14 protein-coding genes are annotated in these 20,123 nt (G+C 63.6%); 3 read left to right on the plus strand and 11 right to left on the minus strand.

From position 1 onward, the window contains the following. The first annotated feature begins 1 nt into the window (after position 1). The 3 genes from fliQ to KW842_RS14085 all read left to right on the plus strand — a co-directional run bounded on the left by fliQ (position 2) and on the right by KW842_RS14085 (position 9,156). Positions 2 to 271 carry a flagellar biosynthesis protein FliQ gene (gene fliQ, locus KW842_RS14075; protein ID WP_218304742.1) on the plus strand — a complete coding sequence of 90 codons (270 nt, stop codon included), beginning with the start codon at positions 2 to 4 and terminating at the stop codon, positions 269 to 271. A 9-nt stretch (positions 272 to 280) separates the two neighbouring features. After that, positions 281 to 1,123 carry a flagellar biosynthetic protein FliR gene (gene fliR, locus KW842_RS14080; RefSeq protein ID WP_218304743.1) on the plus strand — a complete coding sequence of 281 codons (843 nt, stop codon included), beginning with the start codon at positions 281 to 283 and terminating at the stop codon, positions 1,121 to 1,123. A gap of 86 nt (positions 1,124 to 1,209) precedes the next feature. Beyond that, positions 1,210 to 9,156, plus strand: coding sequence for an iron-regulated protein frpC (locus KW842_RS14085; RefSeq protein ID WP_218304744.1), 7,947 nt, complete (start codon positions 1,210 to 1,212; stop codon positions 9,154 to 9,156). Between the two features lie 71 nt (positions 9,157 to 9,227). Here KW842_RS14085 and flgL read toward each other — a convergent pair whose 3' ends face one another. The 11 genes from flgL to flgB form a co-directional block, all read right to left on the minus strand. Continuing rightward, a complete protein-coding gene (gene flgL, locus KW842_RS14090; RefSeq protein WP_229223695.1) occupies positions 9,228 to 10,490 on the minus strand; it encodes a flagellar hook-associated protein FlgL in 1,263 nt (420 codons plus the stop codon). A 36-nt stretch (positions 10,491 to 10,526) separates the two neighbouring features. After that, positions 10,527 to 12,482, minus strand: a complete 1,956-nt coding sequence (gene flgK, locus KW842_RS14095; protein WP_218304745.1) for a flagellar hook-associated protein FlgK — start codon at positions 12,480 to 12,482, stop codon at positions 10,527 to 10,529. A 52-nt stretch (positions 12,483 to 12,534) separates the two neighbouring features. Then, complete coding sequence (gene flgJ / locus KW842_RS14100) at positions 12,535 to 13,503, minus strand: flagellar assembly peptidoglycan hydrolase FlgJ (RefSeq protein WP_218304746.1); 969 nt, start codon at positions 13,501 to 13,503, stop codon at positions 12,535 to 12,537. A gap of 11 nt (positions 13,504 to 13,514) precedes the next feature. Continuing rightward, positions 13,515 to 14,633 carry a flagellar basal body P-ring protein FlgI gene (locus tag KW842_RS14105; protein ID WP_218304747.1) on the minus strand — a complete coding sequence of 373 codons (1,119 nt, stop codon included), beginning with the start codon at positions 14,631 to 14,633 and terminating at the stop codon, positions 13,515 to 13,517. Between the two features lie 5 nt (positions 14,634 to 14,638). Then, positions 14,639 to 15,295 (minus strand): flagellar basal body L-ring protein FlgH, encoded by a 657-nt coding sequence (locus KW842_RS14110; protein WP_218304748.1) that lies wholly within the window; start codon positions 15,293 to 15,295, stop codon positions 14,639 to 14,641. Positions 15,296 to 15,306: 11 nt separating this feature from the next. Continuing rightward, positions 15,307 to 16,098: a flagellar basal-body rod protein FlgG gene (gene flgG / locus KW842_RS14115; protein ID WP_218304749.1), complete on the minus strand. Its 792-nt coding sequence runs from the start codon at positions 16,096 to 16,098 to the stop codon at positions 15,307 to 15,309. Positions 16,099 to 16,167: 69 nt separating this feature from the next. Next, on the minus strand, positions 16,168 to 16,908 hold the full coding sequence (gene flgF, locus KW842_RS14120; RefSeq protein ID WP_218304750.1) for a flagellar basal-body rod protein FlgF: 741 nt from the start codon (positions 16,906 to 16,908) through the stop codon (positions 16,168 to 16,170). Between the two features lie 8 nt (positions 16,909 to 16,916). Further along, complete coding sequence (locus KW842_RS14125) at positions 16,917 to 18,467, minus strand: flagellar hook protein FlgE (protein WP_218304751.1); 1,551 nt, start codon at positions 18,465 to 18,467, stop codon at positions 16,917 to 16,919. A 29-nt stretch (positions 18,468 to 18,496) separates the two neighbouring features. Next, positions 18,497 to 19,192 (minus strand): flagellar hook assembly protein FlgD, encoded by a 696-nt coding sequence (locus KW842_RS14130; RefSeq protein ID WP_218304752.1) that lies wholly within the window; start codon positions 19,190 to 19,192, stop codon positions 18,497 to 18,499. A 22-nt stretch (positions 19,193 to 19,214) separates the two neighbouring features. Then, positions 19,215 to 19,625: a flagellar basal body rod protein FlgC gene (flgC, locus tag KW842_RS14135; protein ID WP_160990680.1), complete on the minus strand. Its 411-nt coding sequence runs from the start codon at positions 19,623 to 19,625 to the stop codon at positions 19,215 to 19,217. A gap of 2 nt (positions 19,626 to 19,627) precedes the next feature. Next, positions 19,628 to 20,056, minus strand: a complete 429-nt coding sequence (gene flgB / locus KW842_RS14140; RefSeq protein ID WP_218304753.1) for a flagellar basal body rod protein FlgB — start codon at positions 20,054 to 20,056, stop codon at positions 19,628 to 19,630. Positions 20,057 to 20,123: the final 67 nt, after the last annotated feature.

A 20,123-nucleotide genomic window follows, 5' to 3' on the forward strand; every position in this document is an offset into this window, starting at 1 on the left:
GATGACACCCGAAAGCGTCATGAGCATCGGCAAGCACGCGATGGAAATCACCCTGATGGTGGCCGCCCCGATGCTGCTGGTGGCGCTGACGATCGGCCTGGTGGTCAGCATCTTCCAGGCCGCCACCCAGATCAATGAACAGACCTTGTCCTTCATTCCCAAGCTGGTCGGCATCTTTGTCGCGCTGGTGATCGCCGGGCCGTGGATGCTGTCGGTGATGCTCGACTATATGCGCGAAGTGTTCACCGGCATCCCGATGCTGGTGGGTTAGCGGTTCCGTATGCTCAGCCTGTCGTCCGCCGACATCAATATGTGGATCGCCGGCCTGCTGTGGCCGCTGACCCGCATTCTGGCGCTGATTACCTCCGCGCCGATCTTCGGCAACAAGGCGGTGCCAATCAGCACCAAGATAGCGCTGGGGGTGGCGATTGCGGTGATCGTGGCGCCGGCGGTGCCGGCCTGGCCAGCGGTCGATCCGATGTCGTATGCCGGGCTATTGATTGTAATGCAAGAAATGCTGATCGGGCTGGCCATGGGCTTCACCATCCGCATCCTGTTCGCGGCGGTGGAAATGGCCGGCGAGATTTCCAGCCTGACCATGGGCCTGGGCTTTGCCACGTTTTTTGATCCGAATACCCAGGGCCGTTCGTCGGCCATCAGCCAGTTCCTGTCGCTGGTGGCGACCATGGCTTTCCTGGCTACCAACGCCCACCTGGTGCTGCTGTCGGCGCTGGTGGAGAGTTTTTCCACGCTGCCGGTGTCCTCGATCCCGGTCTACGGTGGCGGTTTCAAGCAACTGGCGGACTGGGGCGGCAAGATTTTCAGCGTCGGCGTGCAGCTATCGCTGCCCATCGTCGCCGCGCTGCTGATTACCAACGTGGCGCTCGGCATCCTGACCCGTGCCGCGCCGCAGCTGAATTTGTTCGGCATAGGCTTCCCGATTACGCTGGGGGTCGGCCTGCTGGTGGTCGCGGTCACCCTGCCCTATCTCGGCATGCCGATCCAGAATTTATTCCTGGATGGCATAGAGCGGGCCCGGCTGATGCCGCGCACCTGGTCGGAGCGACCGCCTGTTGCAAAACCGATACAACCAGCAGTACCCCAGCCGGCACTGAGGCCATAGCAAAAATTCATCGGCAAGCAGCATATTTTGGTTTCCGCGTGGCAATTTAACGCGTATCATGGAAGCTCCCCAAGGAGAACCCTGCAATGACCACCATCGTCCCTACTCTGACTACCGAAGACATCGCGCTCTGGATGACCCAGAATGTCGCGGCGTTGACCACCGAGGACATGGCGGCATTTAATTCCTTGCAAATCAGTGCCTTATCGTCGGAAAACGCGCGCGCGCTGACAACCCTGCAACTGTCGCGGCTGAGCTCAAACGGCATTGCAGGCCTGAGCACCGAAGCCATCCCGGCCTTCACCACGGCGCAGATCAGCATATTGTCCACCGCGCAAATCCAGGCGCTGAGCAGCAATCAACTGGTGGCATTGAGTACGCAGGAAATGGCCGGCTTCACCAGTACCCAGCTGATTTCGCTGCGGCCGGATCAGTTCGCCGCGCTGGAAACCGAAGATGTGCGCGCGCTGCAAACGCGGCAAATTGTCATCCTTGGCTCCGACCAGCTGAGCAATATCACCACCAACCAATTGACTTCGCTGGGCTCGGATCAGCTGCGCGCGATCAATACCCGTGCCATCGGCGCGCTGAACGGCACCCAGCTGGCGGCCCTGGTGTCGGACCAGTTGCAACAGCTGACCACCAGCCAGCTCAATGCCTTGAGCCTGGACCAGCTGGCGACGCTGTCGACCAACCAGATAGCGGACCTGAGCACGCTGCAGGTCAGCGCGCTGAGCACGCTGGCGCTGCAATCCCTGAGCGCGGCCCAGTTCCAGGCGCTGGAAACGCGCGACCTGATTGGGCTGTCGAGCGTGCAGATCCGCGCACTGGGCTTGACCCAGCTGTCCGGCCTGAGCACCGAGCAGGCCAATGCACTGACCAGCGGCGAAATTGCCGCGCTGAATTCCGCCCAGCTGGGCTGGCTAAGCACCGATCAGGTGGCGGCGCTGAGCACGCTGACGCCGCTCAATTCGGCCCAGCTGGCCGGTCTGACCGCCAACCATATCGCCGCGCTACATACCGATATCGTGGCCGCGCTGGGCACCGCGCAACTGAGCGCACTCAACAATAGTCAGTTGAGCGCACTGACCACCGACCAGATCGTCGCACTGACCGCCAACCAGTTCCGCGGCCTGAATAGCGCCGCCCTGGCCGCTCTCAGCACCAACCAGGTGCGCGCCATCGAAACTGGCGACCTGGCCGCTCTCAGCAGCAGCCAGGTCAGCTCGCTGAGTACCGGCCAGGTACGCGCCCTGCTGACCGAGCAGGTAAACGCACTGGGCACGGCGGCAACCGCCTCGCTGACCACCGACCAGATCGCCGCGCTCAGCACTGCCCAGCTCGATGCACTGCGCGCCCTGAATGTGCTGACCACCGCGCAAGTACGCGCGCTGACCACGCAGCAAATCAGCAGCCTGACCACCAACGACCTGGTCACGCTGACGTCGCGCCAGCTGGGCGCGTTCAGCAGCGAACAATTGCAGCTGCTGAGTACCGAACACATCGTGGCACTGACCACCGACCAGGTGGCCGCGCTCAGCACGGCCGCGCTGGCCGCCCTCGGCACCAACGCCATCGCGGCGATCGAAACGCGCGACATCCGCGCCATGCGCACCGCGCAAATCGCCAGCCTCAGCAGCGAACAGGTGATGGCGCTGTCGAGCAACCAGCTGGCCGCACTGACCACCGCCGAAGTACGTGCGTTGACGCAACAACAGCTGGCGGCCCTGAACAGCGTGCAGATCGGCGCATTGACGCTCAGCGCGCTGGGCACGCGCCAGATCACCGCCTTGACCACCGAACAGGTAGCCAGCCTGGGCAGCGCCGACTTTGCCGGCCTGCTAACCGCCCAGGTGGCCGCACTCAGCGCCGAACAGGCGGCAGCCATCACCACCGAACAGATCAGCGTGCTGGGCACTGCCCAGGCCCGCGCACTCAGCACCAGCGCCCTGGCCGCACTGGGCACCGACCGGATCGCCCTGCTCAGCAAGGCGGACCTGGCGGCGCTGACCACGCGCCAGTTGAGTGTGCTGACCACCGAGCAGATCCAGGCGCTCAGCAGCGAGCAGATGCAGGCGCTGACGACGCAGGAAATCGCCGCCCTGACCGCCGCGCAGTTGCAGAGCATGGACGACGCCCAGCTGGATGCGCTGAGCACGCTGGCTGCCTTGAGCACGCGCCAGCTGACCGCGCTCAGCACGGAGCAGATTGCCCACCTGAACCTGGCCGACCTGCGTTCGCTGAAAACCGGCCAGATCGCCGCCATGACCAGCCAGCAACTGCAGGCGCTGACCACCAACCAGCTGGACGGCCTGCAAACCGCGCAGGTGCGTGCGCTGAGCTCGCAAGCGATTCAATATCTGACCACCGAACAGATCAGCAGCCTGAGCAACGGCGTGCTGGACAGCCTGAGCACCCGCCAGGTGGCGTCGCTGACCACCGACCAGGTGGTGGCGCTCAGCACCAACCAGATTGGCTGGTTGAGCAGCCAGGATATCGCGGCCCTGACGCCATTGCAAAAATCGGTGTTGAGCGCGGCGCAGATCAGCGCCCTGCCATCGCTGGCTGGCTTCTCGACCGCCGCCATCGCGGCGCTCACCACGGCACAGATCGTATCGCTGTCCCTGGACATCCTGTCCGCGCTGACCACCACCCAGATCGCCGCACTGACCACCACCCAGGCGGCAGTGCTGACCACCGATGAAATCGTCGCGCTGACCACTGCGCAGGTGCGCGCGCTGACCAGCACCCAATTGGCCGCACTGACCACCAACCAGATCCAGGCGGTTGAACTGGTGGACCTGAAAGCCTTGAGCACGCGCCAGGTGACGGCGCTGACCACCGATCAGATCAGCCACCTGCAACTGGCCCAGGTCGCCGGGCTCAGCACGCAGATGATCGCCGCCCTGGCCACGCAGCAGGTACAGGCGCTGACCGCCGCCCAATTGGCCGCGCTGAGCACACTGGCGCCGCTCAGCAGCACCCAGATCGGCGCGCTGTCGACCGAGCAAATCGCCAGCCTGGGCAATGTCGCCACGCTGAAAACCAATCAGATCGCCGGCCTGACCAGCCGCCAGATCGGCGCACTGACCAGCGAGCAGATCGTTGATCTCAGCACCGCCCAGGTACGCAGCCTGACCACCGCCACGCTGGCGGCGCTCAGCACCAATCAGGTGGCGGCGATTGAGGCAGTGGACATTGCGGCGCTGACCAGTCGCCAGGTCTCGGCGCTGCGTACCGACCAGATCGCCGCGCTGACGCTGGACCAGCTGGGTGCGTTCACCTCGCAGGGTGTGGCCGCGCTGACCGCCGACCAGATGGGCGCGCTGAGCAATGCTCAACTGGCCGCCCTGGGTGGTTTGGCCAACCTGGGCACGCGCCAGATCTCCGGCATGTCGTCGGCGCAGCTGGTGGCGCTGACCGCCTCGCAGATCGCCTCGCTCAAGACCGCGCAGCTGGCCGCGCTGAACAGCCAGCAGCTGCAATACCTGACTACCGTGCAGATCGCCGCGCTGACCACGGCGCAAGTGCGCTCGCTGTCCAGCACCGCGATCGGCGCACTCACCTCCAACCAGTTGAATGCGCTGGAAGAGGAAGACCTGCGCGCGCTGACTTCGCGTCAGATCACCGCGCTAAGCAGCAACCAGCTGGTAGCGATGTCCACCAGCCAGTACGGCAAGCTGACCACACAGGAAATCGCCGCGCTGGGTACCGAACAGATCGGCGTGCTCAGCAACGCGCAACTGGCCGCGCTCAGCACACTGGGCGCACTGACCACGCGCCAGGTGCGTGCGCTCAGCGACGCCCAGTTGCAAGGCCTGACGCTGAGCGATCTGGCGACGCTGAAGACCAGCCAGATCGCCGCGCTGAGCGGCGACCAGGCGGACGGCTTGAGCACCGCCCAGGTGGTGGCCCTGTCCACCGCCCAGGCGCGCGCCTTGTCCACCGCACTGCTGTCGCAGTTGAGCACCGGCCAGGTGGTGGCGATTGAAGCCGAAGACTTCGCTGCCTTGAGCACGGCGCAACTGCGCGCGCTGAGCGCCGCCCAGATGGCGGTATTGCTGACCGAGCAACTGCATGCGCTGCGCAGCGCCAGCATCGCCGCGCTGACCGCCGATCAGTTGGGCGCGCTCAGCAACGACCAGCTGGCGGCGCTGGGCAATCTGTCCGACTACACCAGCAGCCAGATCGCCGGCCTGTCGACCTCCCGCATCGCCTCGCTGACCGCCGATGAGCTGGCCTCGCTCAGCACGCGCCAGATCGCCGCGCTCGGCTCGAATCAGGTGGCGGCGCTGGGCAGCAGCCAGGTCGTGGCGCTGAGCAGCGCCCAGATCGGCGCAATCAGCACCAAGGCGCTGGCGGGCCTGTCCGCCAGCCAGGTGGCAGCCATCGAGATTGAAGATGTCGGCGCGCTCAAATCGACGCAATTGCAAGCCTTCAGCAGCAACCAGCTGCAGGCGCTAACGCTGACCCAATTGGGCGCCCTCAGTACCCAGAGCCTGAGCGGCCTCAAGTCCAGCCAGATCCCGGCGCTGACCAGCGCACAGCTGAACGCGCTGCCGATTGCCGGCCTGAACACGGCACAGATCCGCGGGCTGAGCACCACCCAGCTGCCGCAACTCTCGCTGGACCAGCTGGCCGCGCTGAAGACCAGCCAGATCGCCGCGCTGAACGATAGCCAGGCTGAAGGCCTGAGCAGCGCTCAGGTGGTGGCACTGTCGACTGCGCAGACGCGCGCGCTGTCCACCGCCCTGCTGTCGCATCTGAACTCGGTGCAGATTGTCGCCATGGAAGTCGAGGACTTTGCGGCCTTGAACACGGCGCAACTACGCGCGCTGACCACCGCGCAGATGGCGGTATTGCAGACCGCCCAGCTGCATGCGCTGAGCAGCGCCAGCATTGCAGCGCTGACCAACGCCCAGCTGGACGCACTCAGCGACGCCCAGCTGGCGGCGCTGGGCAACCTGGCCGACTACACCAGTGGCCAGATCGCCGGCATGTCGACCGCACGCATCGCCGCATTGACCGCCGATGAACTGGCTGTGCTGGGCACGCGCCAGATCGGCTACCTCAACTCCGCCCAGGTGGCGGCGTTGGGCACCAGCCAGGTGGTGGCACTCAGCAATACCCAGATCGGCGCGCTCAGCACCAAGGCGCTGGCGGGCCTGTCCGCCAGCCAGGTCGCGGCGATCGAAGTGGTCGACATGGGCTCGCTGAAATCCAGCCAGTTGCAGGCTTTCAGCACCAACCAGTTGCAGGCGCTGACGGTCGATCAGATCGGCGCGGTAAGCAGCAGCGCTATCGCGGCGCTGTCCACCCCGCTGGCGCAAGCGCTGACCACCGCGCAAATCGTGGCACTGACCAGCAGCCAGGTACGCGCGCTCAGCACCAAGGCGATTGCTTCGCTCAGCGTCAGCCAGGTCGGCGCCATCGAGGCCGACGACATCCGCTTCCTCAGCGCCGGGCAAATCGGTGCCCTGAACACCGCCGATATCGCTGGTCTCAGCAATGCGCAGCTGCAAGGTCTGACCTCAAGTCAGGTCGGCGCATTCAACTCCGCCCAGGTCGGCGCGCTGACCTCGGCCCAGCTGGCGCTGTTCCCGCTCGGCTGGCTCGGCACCAAGCAGATCGTCTCGCTGACCGGTAACAGCCTGACCGCGCTGACCGATGACCAGCTGGCTTCGCTCAGCACGGGACAAATGGCTATCTTGTCGAGCACTCAGCTCAGCTCGCTCACCACGCACCAGATCCAGGCCTTGAGCGCGGCGCAATGGCGCGCGGTCAGCACCGCCGCACTGCGCGCGCTGACCAGCGCACAACTGCGCTCGATGGAAGCGGAAGACCTGGCCGGTCTCAAGACCAGCCAGTTTGCGGCACTGGCCAGCGAACAGATCGCCCAGTTGAGCGTCGATCAGATGGGCCAGCTCAGCACCGCTGAAATCGGTTCGCTGACGCAAGCGCAGATCAAGGCGCTCAGCACCGCGCAGTTGGCCGGCCTGAGCACCTTGGGCCCGCTGGGCACGGCGCAGTTCGCAGCGCTGTCCAGCAACCAGCTGCAATCGCTGGACGACGCCCATATCGCCTCGCTGAAAACCAGTCAGATCGCAGCGCTGAGCAACACCCAGTTGTCCACCCTGAGCAATGCACAAATCGTCGCGCTGACCACCGCGCAGGTACGCTCCTTGTCGCTGTCTGCCGTCACCGGCCTGAGCAGTGCGCAAATGCTGGCGATGGAAATCGAAGACGTGCAAGCACTCAGCAGCGCCCAACTGGCGGCGCTGAAAACGTCGCAAATCACCGCCCTGTCGCTGGATCAGCTGGCTGCGCTCAAGACCGGCCAGCTGGTCGGCCTCGGCGTCGAGGATATCCAGGCCTTCAGCGCGGACCAGGTGAACGCGCTGGCAACGCTGGGTACGCTGAACTCCAAGCAAATCGGCGCACTGACATCGGCACAGCTGGGCGCGCTGGACGACGACAGCTTCGCATCGCTGCGCTCGACACAGATTGCTGCACTGACCGCCTCCCAGGTGGCACAGCTGTCCACCGCCCAGTTGGGCAACCTCAGCACACAGCAGATCGGCGGCCTGCCCCTGGCCTACCTGACCACGGTCCAATTGCCACAGCTGAGCGCCGGCGCCTTTGCCAGCCTGACCTCGGCGCAGATTAGCAAGCTGACCACCGTCCAGGTCAACGCACTGACCGCTACCCAGCTGAACGCCCTGTCGACGCGCGCACTGGGCGGCTTGAACGCCAACCAGGTAAAAGCGCTGAGCACCGCGCAGCTGGACGGCCTGAATACCCTGGCGGCACTCTCCACCGCCCAGGTCACGGCGCTCACGTCGCAGCAAGTCAGCGCCCTCAGCGGTACTTTGTTCGCTACGCTGAGCACCAGGCAGCTGGCGGCGCTGGCCACCATCCAGGTTGCCGGGCTGACCGAGGAACAGATCAACAGCCTGGGCACAGCGGACATCGGCGCACTGTCGCTGACCACTTTGAACGCACTCAGCACCGCCCAGTGGCAGGCGCTGGACGCGATCGACATCGCCGCGCTGAAGGCAACCCAGCTGGCAGGCTTGAAATCCACCACCGTGCAGCAGCTGAGCGCCACCCAGATTGCTGCGTTGACCACGGCGCAGGTACGCACACTGCAATCGGCGGTGCTGAAAGCGCTGACCACCGCCCAGGTGTCGGGCCTCAGCATGGACCAGGTGAAAGCCCTGACGGCGGCGCAGATCAGCGCCTTCTCGGCCGACCAGAAAGCGGTGCTGCCTTCGGCCAGCCCGCTGATCCTGGATCTGGACGGCAATGGCGTGCGCACGCTGGACATCGCGGCCGGCGTACAGTTCGACATCCGCGCCGATGGCAGCAAGGTCAACACCGGCTGGGTCGGCAAAGGCGACGGCCTGCTGGTGCTGGACCGCAACCAGGACGGCCTGATCAACGACGGTAGCGAACTATTCGGCACCGCCACCAATAGCAGCGCTGGCGGCAAGGCCCAGGACGGCTTTACCGCACTGGCCGAGCTGGACACCAACCACGACGGCATCATCGACAGCCAGGACGCGCAATACGGCGATCTGCGCGTGTGGGTGGACGCCAACGCCGACGGCATCAGCCAGGCCGACGAGCTGAAGACACTGGCCTCGCTGAACATCGCCAGCTTCAATCTGAAGGCGCAGCAGGTCAGCGTGGTCGACCAGGGCAACTGGGTAGGCTTGCAGTCGAGCTACACCAGCACCGATGGCAGCACCCACGAGCTGGCCGACGTGTGGTTCCTGGCCGAGCGCAATCCGGCACCGGGCGCCTTGTCGCAAGCCTTGTCCAGCTACCAGCAGGCGGTCAATGCGGCGCACACCGCCGGCCAGTTGCGCATGCCGGGCGATAGCGGCCTCGACAATCAGGTGGCCGCCCTGTCCAGCCAGCTGCAGCAATACCATGCCGCCAGCCCGCTGAGCGGCTCTGCCACCGCCCAGCACGACGACTGGCTGCGCAAGCAGGCCAGCGCCAGCCACGGCATCCTGGCGGCGAAGTAAAGCCAGGCACATAGGCACAAATAAAAACGGCCAGCTGAAAAGCTGGCCGTTTTTTTATGCGCTGAAAAAAATCAGCTGATGTAATTGAACAGCGACATGCCGGACATGGTGGTGAACGACTTCTGCGCCGCCGTCAGCGTGGTCTGCTGCTGGGTGAACAGCGAGATTGCCGCCGTATAGTCCAGATCCTGCAGGTTCGACAGCGTGGTGGCGTATTGCAGGCCAAGGTCATCGCCGGAGCTGTCCAGGTAATCCAGTTCCTTGAGGCGTGCGCCAACCGCCGACTGCACCGACAACACATTGTCGGTGGCGTTGTCGATGTTCACCTGCAGCTGGTTGAGCATATTGTTGAGACGGGCATTGCCCGGCTCGGCGGCACCCGGCGAGCGCAGTGCATCGATGAAGCTCTGCACGGTGCTGAAGATCGACTGCTTGGTCGATGGCTCGACATTGAAGCTGTCGCCGTCGGCCGGGCTGCCCTTGATATCGAACTGGACGCCGTCGAAGGAGATGTTCTGGCCGCTGACATAGGGCTGCGGCTCGGCCGGGATCGGCGCTGGCGGCACCGGATCGCCGGTGGTCATATCGGTCACCGTGTAGGTGGTCTGCTTGGGGATGCCAGGCTGTTCCGGCACCACCTGGAAATTGATCTGGTACTTGTGACCAGTCAGCAGCGTGGCGTCCTTGACCGAACCGGCGCTGATGATGCCGCTGCCGCCGCGATCGTAATTGGCGGCGTCCGGCGTGGTGACAAAGGTGCCGTTGCCGGTGACGTTCGCTTCAAACACCGAGGCGCCGGAATCCGTGATCGGGATGGTACGGGTCGAACCCACCTGCAGCGAACGCTGGCCCTGGTCGCCCTGGTACTCGGCGCCGGTGGCGGTTTTGGTGAACGGCAAGGTGGTCGACTTGTAGCCGGAAAACACATAGCCGCCGACGCCGTCGGCGGTATTGGCCACACCCAGCAGATCGGCCAGGCTGGCCTCCAGCTGCGTGGCGATGGTGGCCAGGTCGGAAGGCGTGTACGAGCCGTTACCTGCCTGCACCGCCGAGGTCTTAATGTCCTGCAACAAGGCAGTGACGCTGGCCAGCGCCGTGGTTTCGGTGCCCAGCACGCCCTTGGCGTTGGAACGGTTGGTCGCCAGCTGGGTGTTCAGCGATTGCGACTGCGTCACTTCCAGCGCGCGCGCGCTGGCGATCGGATCGTCGGCGGCGGTCAGGTTCTTGCGGCCAGTGGAAAGCTGCTGCTGCGTGCGCGCCATGGCCGACGACAGCGACGTAATCTGCGTCGAACCGATGTCAAACATGGTTTTGGTGCTGATGCGCATAATCATGATGCTACCCTATCCTCTCGGTTACCCTGCCTGGCTTTAATTGCCCAGGCTGAGCAAAGTATCAAATAACTGGCTGGCCACCTGCATGACCTTGCCGCTGGCCTGATACGCTTGCTGATAGCGTAACAGATTGGCCGCTTCCTCATCCAGGTTGACACCGGAGACGGCTTGCTGCGAATTGGTGGCCTGCTTGACGGCCGCGTCGGCGGCGGTGCCGGCGATCTGCGATTCGCGCGCCTTGGTGCCGACAAAGTTGACCATCTGTGCATAGGTGGTCTGGAAGGTCGCCTTGCCGTTGTCCATGATGTTCTTGGTCTGCAGCCCGGCCAGCAGTGCGCCGTTGCGGCTGTCGCCAACACCGCTGGTGTTGGGACCGACAGTGAAGGTATCCAGGTCGGCCGGGGTGCCGCTGATGGCGAAGTTGACGCCGCCGAAGCTGATGTTGGCGCCGTCCGTGTACGGCACCGGCGTGCCGGCTGGATACACGGTGGCGGTGCCGCCAACGGTGACCGTCACGTCCTTGTCTGCCGGGAAGCCGGACAGGGTGCCGCTGGCCTTGTCAAAGGTCAGCGTGGCCGGCGCAGTCAGCGCATTGCCAGCCGTCAGATAATTCTTGTCGACGCTGCCGGCCGTGATCTTGCCGTTGCCGGCATTGGTGGTCGGCGCGGCGGTGGAGATCGGCGCCGCCAGCGCGATTTTCGCGGGATCGTTGATCGCCACCGTCAGGCTGTTGGCGGCGTTATAGGTCGGCCGCACCTGGAAATTGTCCTTGTCCGCCGGCGTGCCAGTGATGGTGTAGGCGACGCCGTCGATCACCTGCGGTTCAGTCTGCGGGAAGGGATTGATCTGCGTGACCTTGCCATCGCTCTTGCGGGTGACGTTGAAATTGGTGCCGTCGTAATCGACGCTGTAATCGCTGGCGGTCAGCGCACTGGCGTCGGTCACCACCGCGCTGACTTCAGCGGTGCTGGCCGGCGAATTGCGCGTGTTGTAGCCGACATAGGCCTGGATCGGATTGAAGAAATTGGTGCCCAGATCGCCGTTCTGATCCTGGCCCAGTACGTGCTGGGCGTTGAAGGCGGTGGCGATGCCGGCGGCGACCTGGCCCAGCGCGTTTTGCGCACGGTCCAGCGCGCCATTGCGGAAGTCCATAATGCCGCCCAGCTGGCCGCCGGTGAACACTGCGTCCGGCAACTCACTGAAATTACCATTGCCAGCCTGGTAACCGACCACCAGGCGGCTGACGTCGGTCGCCGAGGTCGAGGTAGCCAACTGGAACGGCTTGTTACCCACCACCAGCGGCTGGCCGGTGCCGAACTGCACATTCAACATATTGTTGTCGCCGGGCGTGACGGTGATCTTGACCAGCTTGTTCAGCTCGGTCAGCATCTGGTCGCGCTTGTCCAGCAGGTCGTTGGGCGCGGCAGTGCTGGTGGTCAGCCCGGCGATGGCGTTGTTGATGTCGGCGATCTGGTTGGCGTAGGCATTGATCTCGTTGACGCTGGACTTGATGGTGCTGTTGACGCCTTCCGACATCTCGGTCAGGCGCGAGCTCATCGCCTGGAAGCGCGATGCCAGCGACTGCGCATTCGACAGCAGCGACTGGCGTGCGGCGGACGAGGCCGGATTGGCGGTGGCATCTTGCACGCCGGAGAAGAAGTCCTGCAGCGCCGGCGACAGGCCGGCGGTCGGGTCGGACAGCAGATTGTCGATCTGGCCGATCTGCTGGCTATAAGTATTCAGCGCCGCCTGGTTGGCCTCGGCGTTGCGCAGCGAGGTAGACAGGAAGTTATCGTAATAGCGGCGCACAGCCTGGATCTCGGTACCCGTGCCAACATAGCCGAAGCCCTGGTACTGGGTACCGGTATCGCCCTGAATGGCGACCTGGCGGTTATAGCCGGCGGTGTTGGCGTTGGTAATATTGTTGCCGGTGGTGGATAACCCGACCTGGGCGGCCAACAAACCGCTTTTGCCGATGCTGAGTAGACTCATGATAATTTCGCTTTAATTAGTGAGGTTTACGGCAGCTTTTGCCGAAACTTGATCATCCCGCCAGCGAGCGCTTGATGATGCTGGTCAGTTTGTTGGCGTAATTCGGATCGGTGGCGTAGCCGGCCTTCTGCAAACCCTGGGCGAAACTGGCGGCGTCGCCGGCGCTGGCCAGTACTTTTTCATAGCGGGGGTTGCTGGTAATTAACTTCGCATAATCCTTGAAGCTGTCCGCGTAGCTGTCGTAGGCGCGGAAGCGCTCGACCTTGGTCTGTGCCTTGCCGTTCACATATTCGGTGGTGGTGGCCTCGACCACCTTGCCCTTCCAGTCGGCGCCGGCCTTGATGCCAAACAGGTTGTGGCTGCTGCTGCCATCGCGCGCCTTGATCTCGCGCCGCCCCCAGCCCGATTCCAGCGCCGCCTGGCCCAGCATGAACTTGGCCGGGATGCCGGTGGCCTTGCTGGCCTCTTCCGCGTGCGCCGACAGCTTTTCCTGGAAGCTGCGCACATGCGGCGCCTGCGAGCCCTTGTTGGCAGAGGCAGCTGCGTCAGTGCTGCTGGTGACGCTGGCGGCCGCATTGCCGCCGGCTGCGGCAATCGCACGCTGCAGCTTGGCGTCCATCAGGCTGGCCATGCCGGCAAAGCTGCCGGCATTGGCGCCGCTGGCCTTGTCGCCGGCATCGCCGCCAATCGCCAGCGCCTGCGCGTCGGTCTTGGCAGACAGCTGGCGCACCAGCATGTCAGCCAGGCCGATGCCCTTCTTGGCGATGTTCTGGCTGGTCTGCTGGTCCAGCATGGTCTGGAAGGTCTTGCTTTGCTGGCTGTCCAGCATGCCGTCCTGCGGCGTCGCGTCGCGCATGCTTTTCATCATCATGTTGACGAACATCGCTTCGAATTGCGTCGACGCGGTTTTCAAGGCCTCCGGGCTGCCGGCGCGGGCCGACTGCTTGAGGCTGCCCATATCGCGCAAGTCCAGCGAAAACTTGTTGCTCAGGTCATTAGTGGTCGAAGTCTGGCTGGCCATGGGACACCTGCTTAAATGATTTCCAGTTCGGCGCGCAGCGAACCTGCGGCCTTCATTGCCTGCAGAATCGACAGCAGGTCTTGCGGCGTGGCGCCGATGGCGTTGAGCGCCTTGACGACTTCGGCCAGCGAAGCGCCGCCCTTGACCAGCATTACCTTGCCGTTACCTTGCTGGATGCCAACTTGCGGGTTTTGCGTGACCACGGTGCGGCCGCCGGACAGCGGATTAGGCTGGCTCACCTGCGTGTCGGCATTGACCGATACTGACAGATTGCCGTGCGAAATGGCGCACGTATCCAGCGTCACGGTGCGGTTCATCACCACCGAGCCGGTACGCGCGTTCATGATCACCTTGGCAGGCTGCTCGGCCGGATTGACCTGCATGTCCTGCAGCGTACCGATGAAGCTCACGCGCTGGTCGCTGCTGCTGGGCGCCTGCACGCGGATCACGCGGCTGTCCAGCGCATAGGCGATGCCGGCGCCGTATTTGTCGTTGATGGCCTCGACCATGCGGCTGGCGGTGGCGAAATCGGCATTGTTGAGCTCCAGCTTGATCATATTGCCTTCGCCCAGGCTGGTGGCGACCGCGCGTTCCACGGTGGCGCCGCCGGAAATCTTGCCGACGCTCAAATGGTTGACCGTCAGCGAACTGCCGCCGCCACCGCCGCCAGCCTGTACGCCAACGCCGCCGACCAGCACATTGCCCTGCGCCATGCCGTACACCTGGCCGTCCGCGCCTTTCAGCGGGGTCATCAGCAGCGTACCGCCGCGCAAGCTCTTGGCGTTACCCATCGACGACACGGTGATGTCCAGCTGCTGGCCCGGCTGCGCGAACGGCGGCAGGGTCGCGGTGACCATCACGGCAGCGACGTTTTTCAGTTGCAGCTGGGTACCGCCCTGCGGCAGGTTGACGCCCAGCTGTTGCAGCATCGAAATCACGCTCTGCACGGTGAACGGGGTCTGGGTGGTCTGGTCGCCCGAACCGTCCAGGCCAACCACCAGGCCATAGCCCAGCAATTGGTTGTTACGCACGCCGGCGATGCTGGCCAGGTCCTTGATGCGTTCAGCCTGGCTGAGCGGCGCCCACAGCGCCAGGCACACCAGCAACGCGGCTTTGAGTGGAGTTTTCATGATCATCAGAACGGCAGCAGGCTTTGGAAGAAACGCGACGCCATCGATGACAGCTCGGCGCGGTCCACCGAATTGGCGGTACGGTATTCAACGCGGGCGTCGGCCACGGCGGTCGATTGCACGGTGTTGCCGGTGGCGATGCTGTCCGGATTAATCATGCCGGAGAAGCGGATGTATTCGGTCCCCTTGTTCATGCCGACCTGCTTCTCGCCGGCAACGATCAGGTTGCCGTTGCTGAGCACCTCGACCACGGTGATGCCCATGGTGCCGGTGAAGGCGTTGCTGGCGGTCTGGGTGTCGCCGTCGGTATAGGTGTTGGTGCTGCTGACCGCCAGCGGATTGCCGAAGGTGCTTTGCAGCTTGGCCGGCATGGCCGCGCTGACGCTGCCCGACTTGTTGCCGGTGGCGGTGCCAGCCTTGTTGGCCGAAGTACGCTCGGTGATCACCAGCGTCAGCACGTCGCCGATATGGCGCGCGCGGCGGTCTTCGAACACCGGACGGAAGGCGGACGGCTGGTAGATGGCGCCGTTGTTCGGCACCGCCTGCATTTGTTCGCTGGTCAGCGGGCGCGCGGTTTTGGGCGAATTGACGATCGAGCTTGGCGTGGCGGCGCAGCCGCTGAGGACAGCGGCGACGGCGGCGATGGTGAGGGCGTATTTCATGATGGCATTCCTTACATCTGCGACAGCTTTTGCAGCATCTGGTCGGAGGTGGTGATGGCCTTGGAATTGATCTCGTACGCGCGCTGGGTCTGGATCATATTCACCATCTCCTCCACCACGTTGACGTTGGAGGTTTCCACATAGCCTTGCAGGATCAGGCCGGTGCCGTTGGTGCCAGGCGTATTCTGCTGCGGCGCGCCGGAAGCGGTGGTTTCCACATACAGATTTTCACCCTTGGACTCCAGCCCGGTCGGATTGATGAAGGTGGCCAGTTGCAGGCTGCCCAGCTGCTGGGTGGTGGTGGCGCCATTGGTGCCGGCGATGTTGACCGAGACCGTGCCGTCGCGCGCCACGCTGATCGATTGCGCGGTGATCGGGATGGTGATGGCCGGTTGCAGCACAAAGCCTTCCGAGGTCACCATCTGGCCGTTCTGGTCGCGCTGGAAAGAACCGTCGCGGGTATAGGCAGTGGTGCCGTCTGGCAGCAGCACGGTGAAGAAGCCGCTGCCGTTGACCATGATGTCTTTATCATTGCCGGTCGACTGCGGGTTGCCCTGGGTGTGGATGCGCTCGATGGCGACCGGGCGCACGCCGGTGCCGAGCTGCATGCCGGAAGGCAGATTGGTCTGCTGCGACGAGAGCGCACCCGGCTGGCGGATATTCTGGTACAGCAAATCCTCGAACACGGCGCGCGACTTCTTGAAACCGTTGGTGCTGACGTTGGCCAGATTATTGGACGTGACGTCCATCTGCGTCTGCTGCGCTTCCATGCCGGTCTTGGCGATCCATAACGAACGTATCATCTTGCTTCTCCCAATGCCGGATGAACATACACCTGTTCATCCCATGCAAGCATTATGCGGGAGAGGCCGTCAACTCAAAGCGAGGATCTGGGTGGCTTTTGCGGCGTTATTCTCGGCGTTCTTCATCAGGCTCATTTGCATTTCAAACTGCCTTGCCAAGCTGATCATATTGACCATGGATTCAACCGGATTGACATTGCTGCCCTCCAGCACGCCGTCCACCACGCGCACATTCGGGTCATTCTGCGCCGGCGTGCCGTCGGCCTGGCGGAACAGGCCGTCGTCGCCGCGCAGCAGGCCGTTGACGTCGGGATTGACCAGCTTGATACGGCCCAGCACATTGGACGGGCCAGGCTCGAAGTTGTCATTCACCACACTCACCGTGCCATCGCTGGCGATGGCGATCTTGGTGTCGGGCGGGATGGCAATCGGGCCGCCGTCGCCGATGATGGTCTGGCCGCTGGTGGTTTGCAGGATGCCGTTCTCGGTGATTTTCAGGCTGCCGTTGCGGGTATACGCTTCCGAACCGTCGGCCGACTGCACCGCGATCCAGCCCTGGTCGCGGATGGCGATGTCGAGCGCGCGGCCGGTGGTCTCCATCGGCCCGGAACGGAAGTCCGAGCCGACGGTGGAATCGACCACGAAGGCGCGCGTCGGCAAGCCCTCGGACACCACCGGCACCGCGCGGAAGGTATCCAGCTGCGAGCGGAAACCGGTGGTGGTGGCATTGGCCAGGTTGTTCGACACGGTGGCCTGCTGCTCCATCACGTGCCGGGCGCCGGTCATTGCGGTGTAGACGAGGCGGTCCATGTTCTACCTTAGCGCAGGTTGACCAGGGTCTGCAGGATCGAGTCCTCGGTCTTGATGGTCTGCGCATTGGCCTGGTAGACGCGCTGCGCAGTGATCATATTGACCAGTTCGGCCGTCAGGTCGGTGTTCGAGGTTTCCACCATGCTGGAGCGCAGCTGCCCCATCGAACCGGCGTTCGGCACGCCGATGGTTGGTGGACCCGATGTAGAGCTTTCCGCCCAGGCGTTATTGCCCAATGGTGTCAGGCCATCCACGCTGGCAAAGTTGGCCATGGCGATCTGGCCCATGGCGCGCGATTTGCCGTTGCTGTACTGGCCCAGGATGACGCCGTTCTCGTCGATCGAGTAACGCTGCCAGGAACCGGCCGAGTAACCATTCTGGGTCGAGCCCAGGTCATTGGTCACGCTACCGTACTGGGTGGTTTTTTCGAAGGTGGTGGACACCGTCATCGGTTCCTCCGCGCCGGTGGCCGGGAAGATCGGCAACTGGATCTGGAACGGCAGCGTTTGCGGCGGCTCCAGCAGCGCCATCGCCTGCGGGTCCAGCGCGCCGGTCTTGGTGAACAGCAGCGTACCGACTTTTACTGCCGGCACCGTGGTGGCGGCGGCCAGCAGGCCATTGATATCATCCGGCGTCTTGCCGGTGATCGAGCCGGTCGGGCCCGGATCGATCGCCGCGTAGGCGGCGTTAATCGCTTCAATCTGGGCCTCACTGCCGCCGGCTGCCTGGGCGGCCGCGACAATCGCGTCGCGCGCGACGGCCGCATAGGTGCCCGCAGCCACAGCGATATCCGCATCCACCGGTGGCACAGTCTTGACCGCAGTGTTGTAGGCCAGACGGGCCGCCACCACATCGGTGTTGTTGTTGAGCGCCGCAGCCACGCCGGCCGACACCACTTCCTTGTTGTCGGCGGCGGCGTACACATCCCAGGTGTTCGCATCGGTCTTGACGTAGTAGGTCGTCATGATGTGCGAGGTGCCCAGCGAATCGTATACATTCAGCACGGTCTGCTTGTTATAGGTTTCCGGATTGTTGGCGTCGAACGGGCTTTTGGCCGGCACCAGCGAGGCCGAGCTCAGATTCAGCTGGAAGTTGGCCTCGGTGGTTTGCACCGGTTTCAGGTCCGACTTGTCCAGCGTCAGCGGCACTGGCGCGCCCAGCTGGATCACGCCGGCGGTGTTGGACAGATAACCCGTCAGCACTGCGCCCTGGGCGTTGACCAGCGTGTGGTTGCTATCTTCGTGGAACTGGCCATTACGCGAATACTGCACCGCGCCATTGACCACCAGGCGGAAGAAACCGCCGCCATTGATCGCCACGTCGAGCGGATTGCTGCTGCTCTCCAGGTTACCTTGCGTGAATTGCTGCGCCAGTTTGGAAACAGTCACACCAATGCCAGGGTTGTTACCCGACACGCCGTTCAGCGAATTGGCGTACAGGTCGGCAAACTGCGCTTGCGAACTCTTGAAGCCGACGGTGCTGGCGTTGGCGATGTTGTTGCCTATGACGTCCAGCGATTTGGATGCGGCGTTCAGACCGCTCAGTCCTTGTTGGAACATGCTATTCCCCTATCTAGGTGTGATACTGCTTACAGAACTTCCTTGACGTCGCTCATGCTGAAATGCCCAAGCGAGGTATTCAATTTGACGCCGCTGGTGCCGGTCGACACGCTGGCCACCGCCGCCAGTTGCAATGGCGTGGCGGTCAGCTTGCTGCCGGCAGTGGTGGCGCTGACAGTGAAGGTGTAGTTGCCGGCCGGCGCAGCCGTCTTGTCATCCATGGTGCCGTCCCAGGTAATCGGGTAAGTGCCGGCCTCGGCGTTGCTCATGCTCATGGTGCGCACGGTCTTGCCCGTGCTGTCCTGGATGGCGATCGCCACCGCTTGCGAATCCGACGCCAGTTCGACGCCGAACACGCTGGAGCTGGTGGTCTTGCCGTCCTCATCGGTGGTGCTGCTGAGCGTGAGCCCCTTGCCTTCCACCAGAATGCCTTTGCCGATCAGGTTGATCGCGGTGGACGACTGGGTCGCGGCCACATCCGAGCGCAGCGATTCCAGCGTGGCGTTGACCTTGTTGATGCCGGTCACGGTCGACAGCTGCGCCAGCTGGCTGGTCATGGCCGCGTTGTCCATCGGATTCAGCGGGTCCTGGTTCTTCAGCTGGGTCACCAGCAGCTTCATGAATTTATCCTGGTCCGCCTGCACGCTGTCGGTGTCGGTGGTGGTCTTGGTGGTGGTCGTGCTGTTCAGGTTGACCGGGGTATCGATAATGCCGCTAACGCTCATGATGGCCTCTTATTTGTCTTAATTACGTTTGACCGATGGTCAGGGTTTTCAACAGCAGCGTCTTGGCCGCGTTCATGGTTTCCACGTTGGTCTGGTAGGAGCGCGAGGCCGACAGCATATTCACCATCTCGTCCACCACATTCACGTTCGGCATCGTCACATAGCCGTTTTCGTCGGCGGCCGGATGCTTGGGGTCGTACATCATTTTCATCGGCGACTGGTCTTCCACCACTTGCTTGACCCGCACCCCGGTCGAGGTGCCGCCGTTGGTTGGCGTCTGCGCCTCGAACACCACCTGGCGCGCGCGGTAGGCTTCGCCGCTGGCGCTGGTGGCGGAATCGGCATTGGCCAGATTGGAGGCCACCACGTTCAGCCGCTGCGCCTGGGCGCTCATGGCCGAACCGGACACATCGAAAATTTTAAAGAGCGACATGATTAGTTCCCAGGCTGGATGGCGGCCAGCATCGACTTGATCTGGCCATTAATCGCGGTAATCCCGGCCTCGTAGCGGATGGCGTTGTCGGCAAACTGGTTGCGCTCGACATCCATGTCCACCGTGTTGCCGTCCACCGCGCCCTGCACCACGCCGCGGTACAGCAGCGGCGTGCCGTCGGCCAGCGTACCGGCGACTTGCAGAGGGTTGGGGAAATGCTTGGCGGCCGTGGTCTTCAGCGACTGCTGGGCGTTCGGATCGGACTTGTCCATCGCCGCCTGCAGCGCGCTGGTGAAATCAATATCGCGCGCCTTGTAATTCGGTGTATCCGCGTTGGCAATATTGGAGGCAATGACACTCTGGCGCGACGAGCGCAGGCTCAGAGCGGTTTCATTGAAGCGCATATAATCGTCTAACTTGCTGCCGAGCATGATTCGCTCCCCTTCCACATTGATGACAGGATCGATGATACGGAGTTGGGCTGCTACGCCATCGGCC

Source organism: Duganella sp. sic0402 (genome assembly GCF_019219065.1).
Classification (GTDB): Bacteria; Pseudomonadota; Gammaproteobacteria; order Burkholderiales; family Burkholderiaceae_D; genus Rugamonas.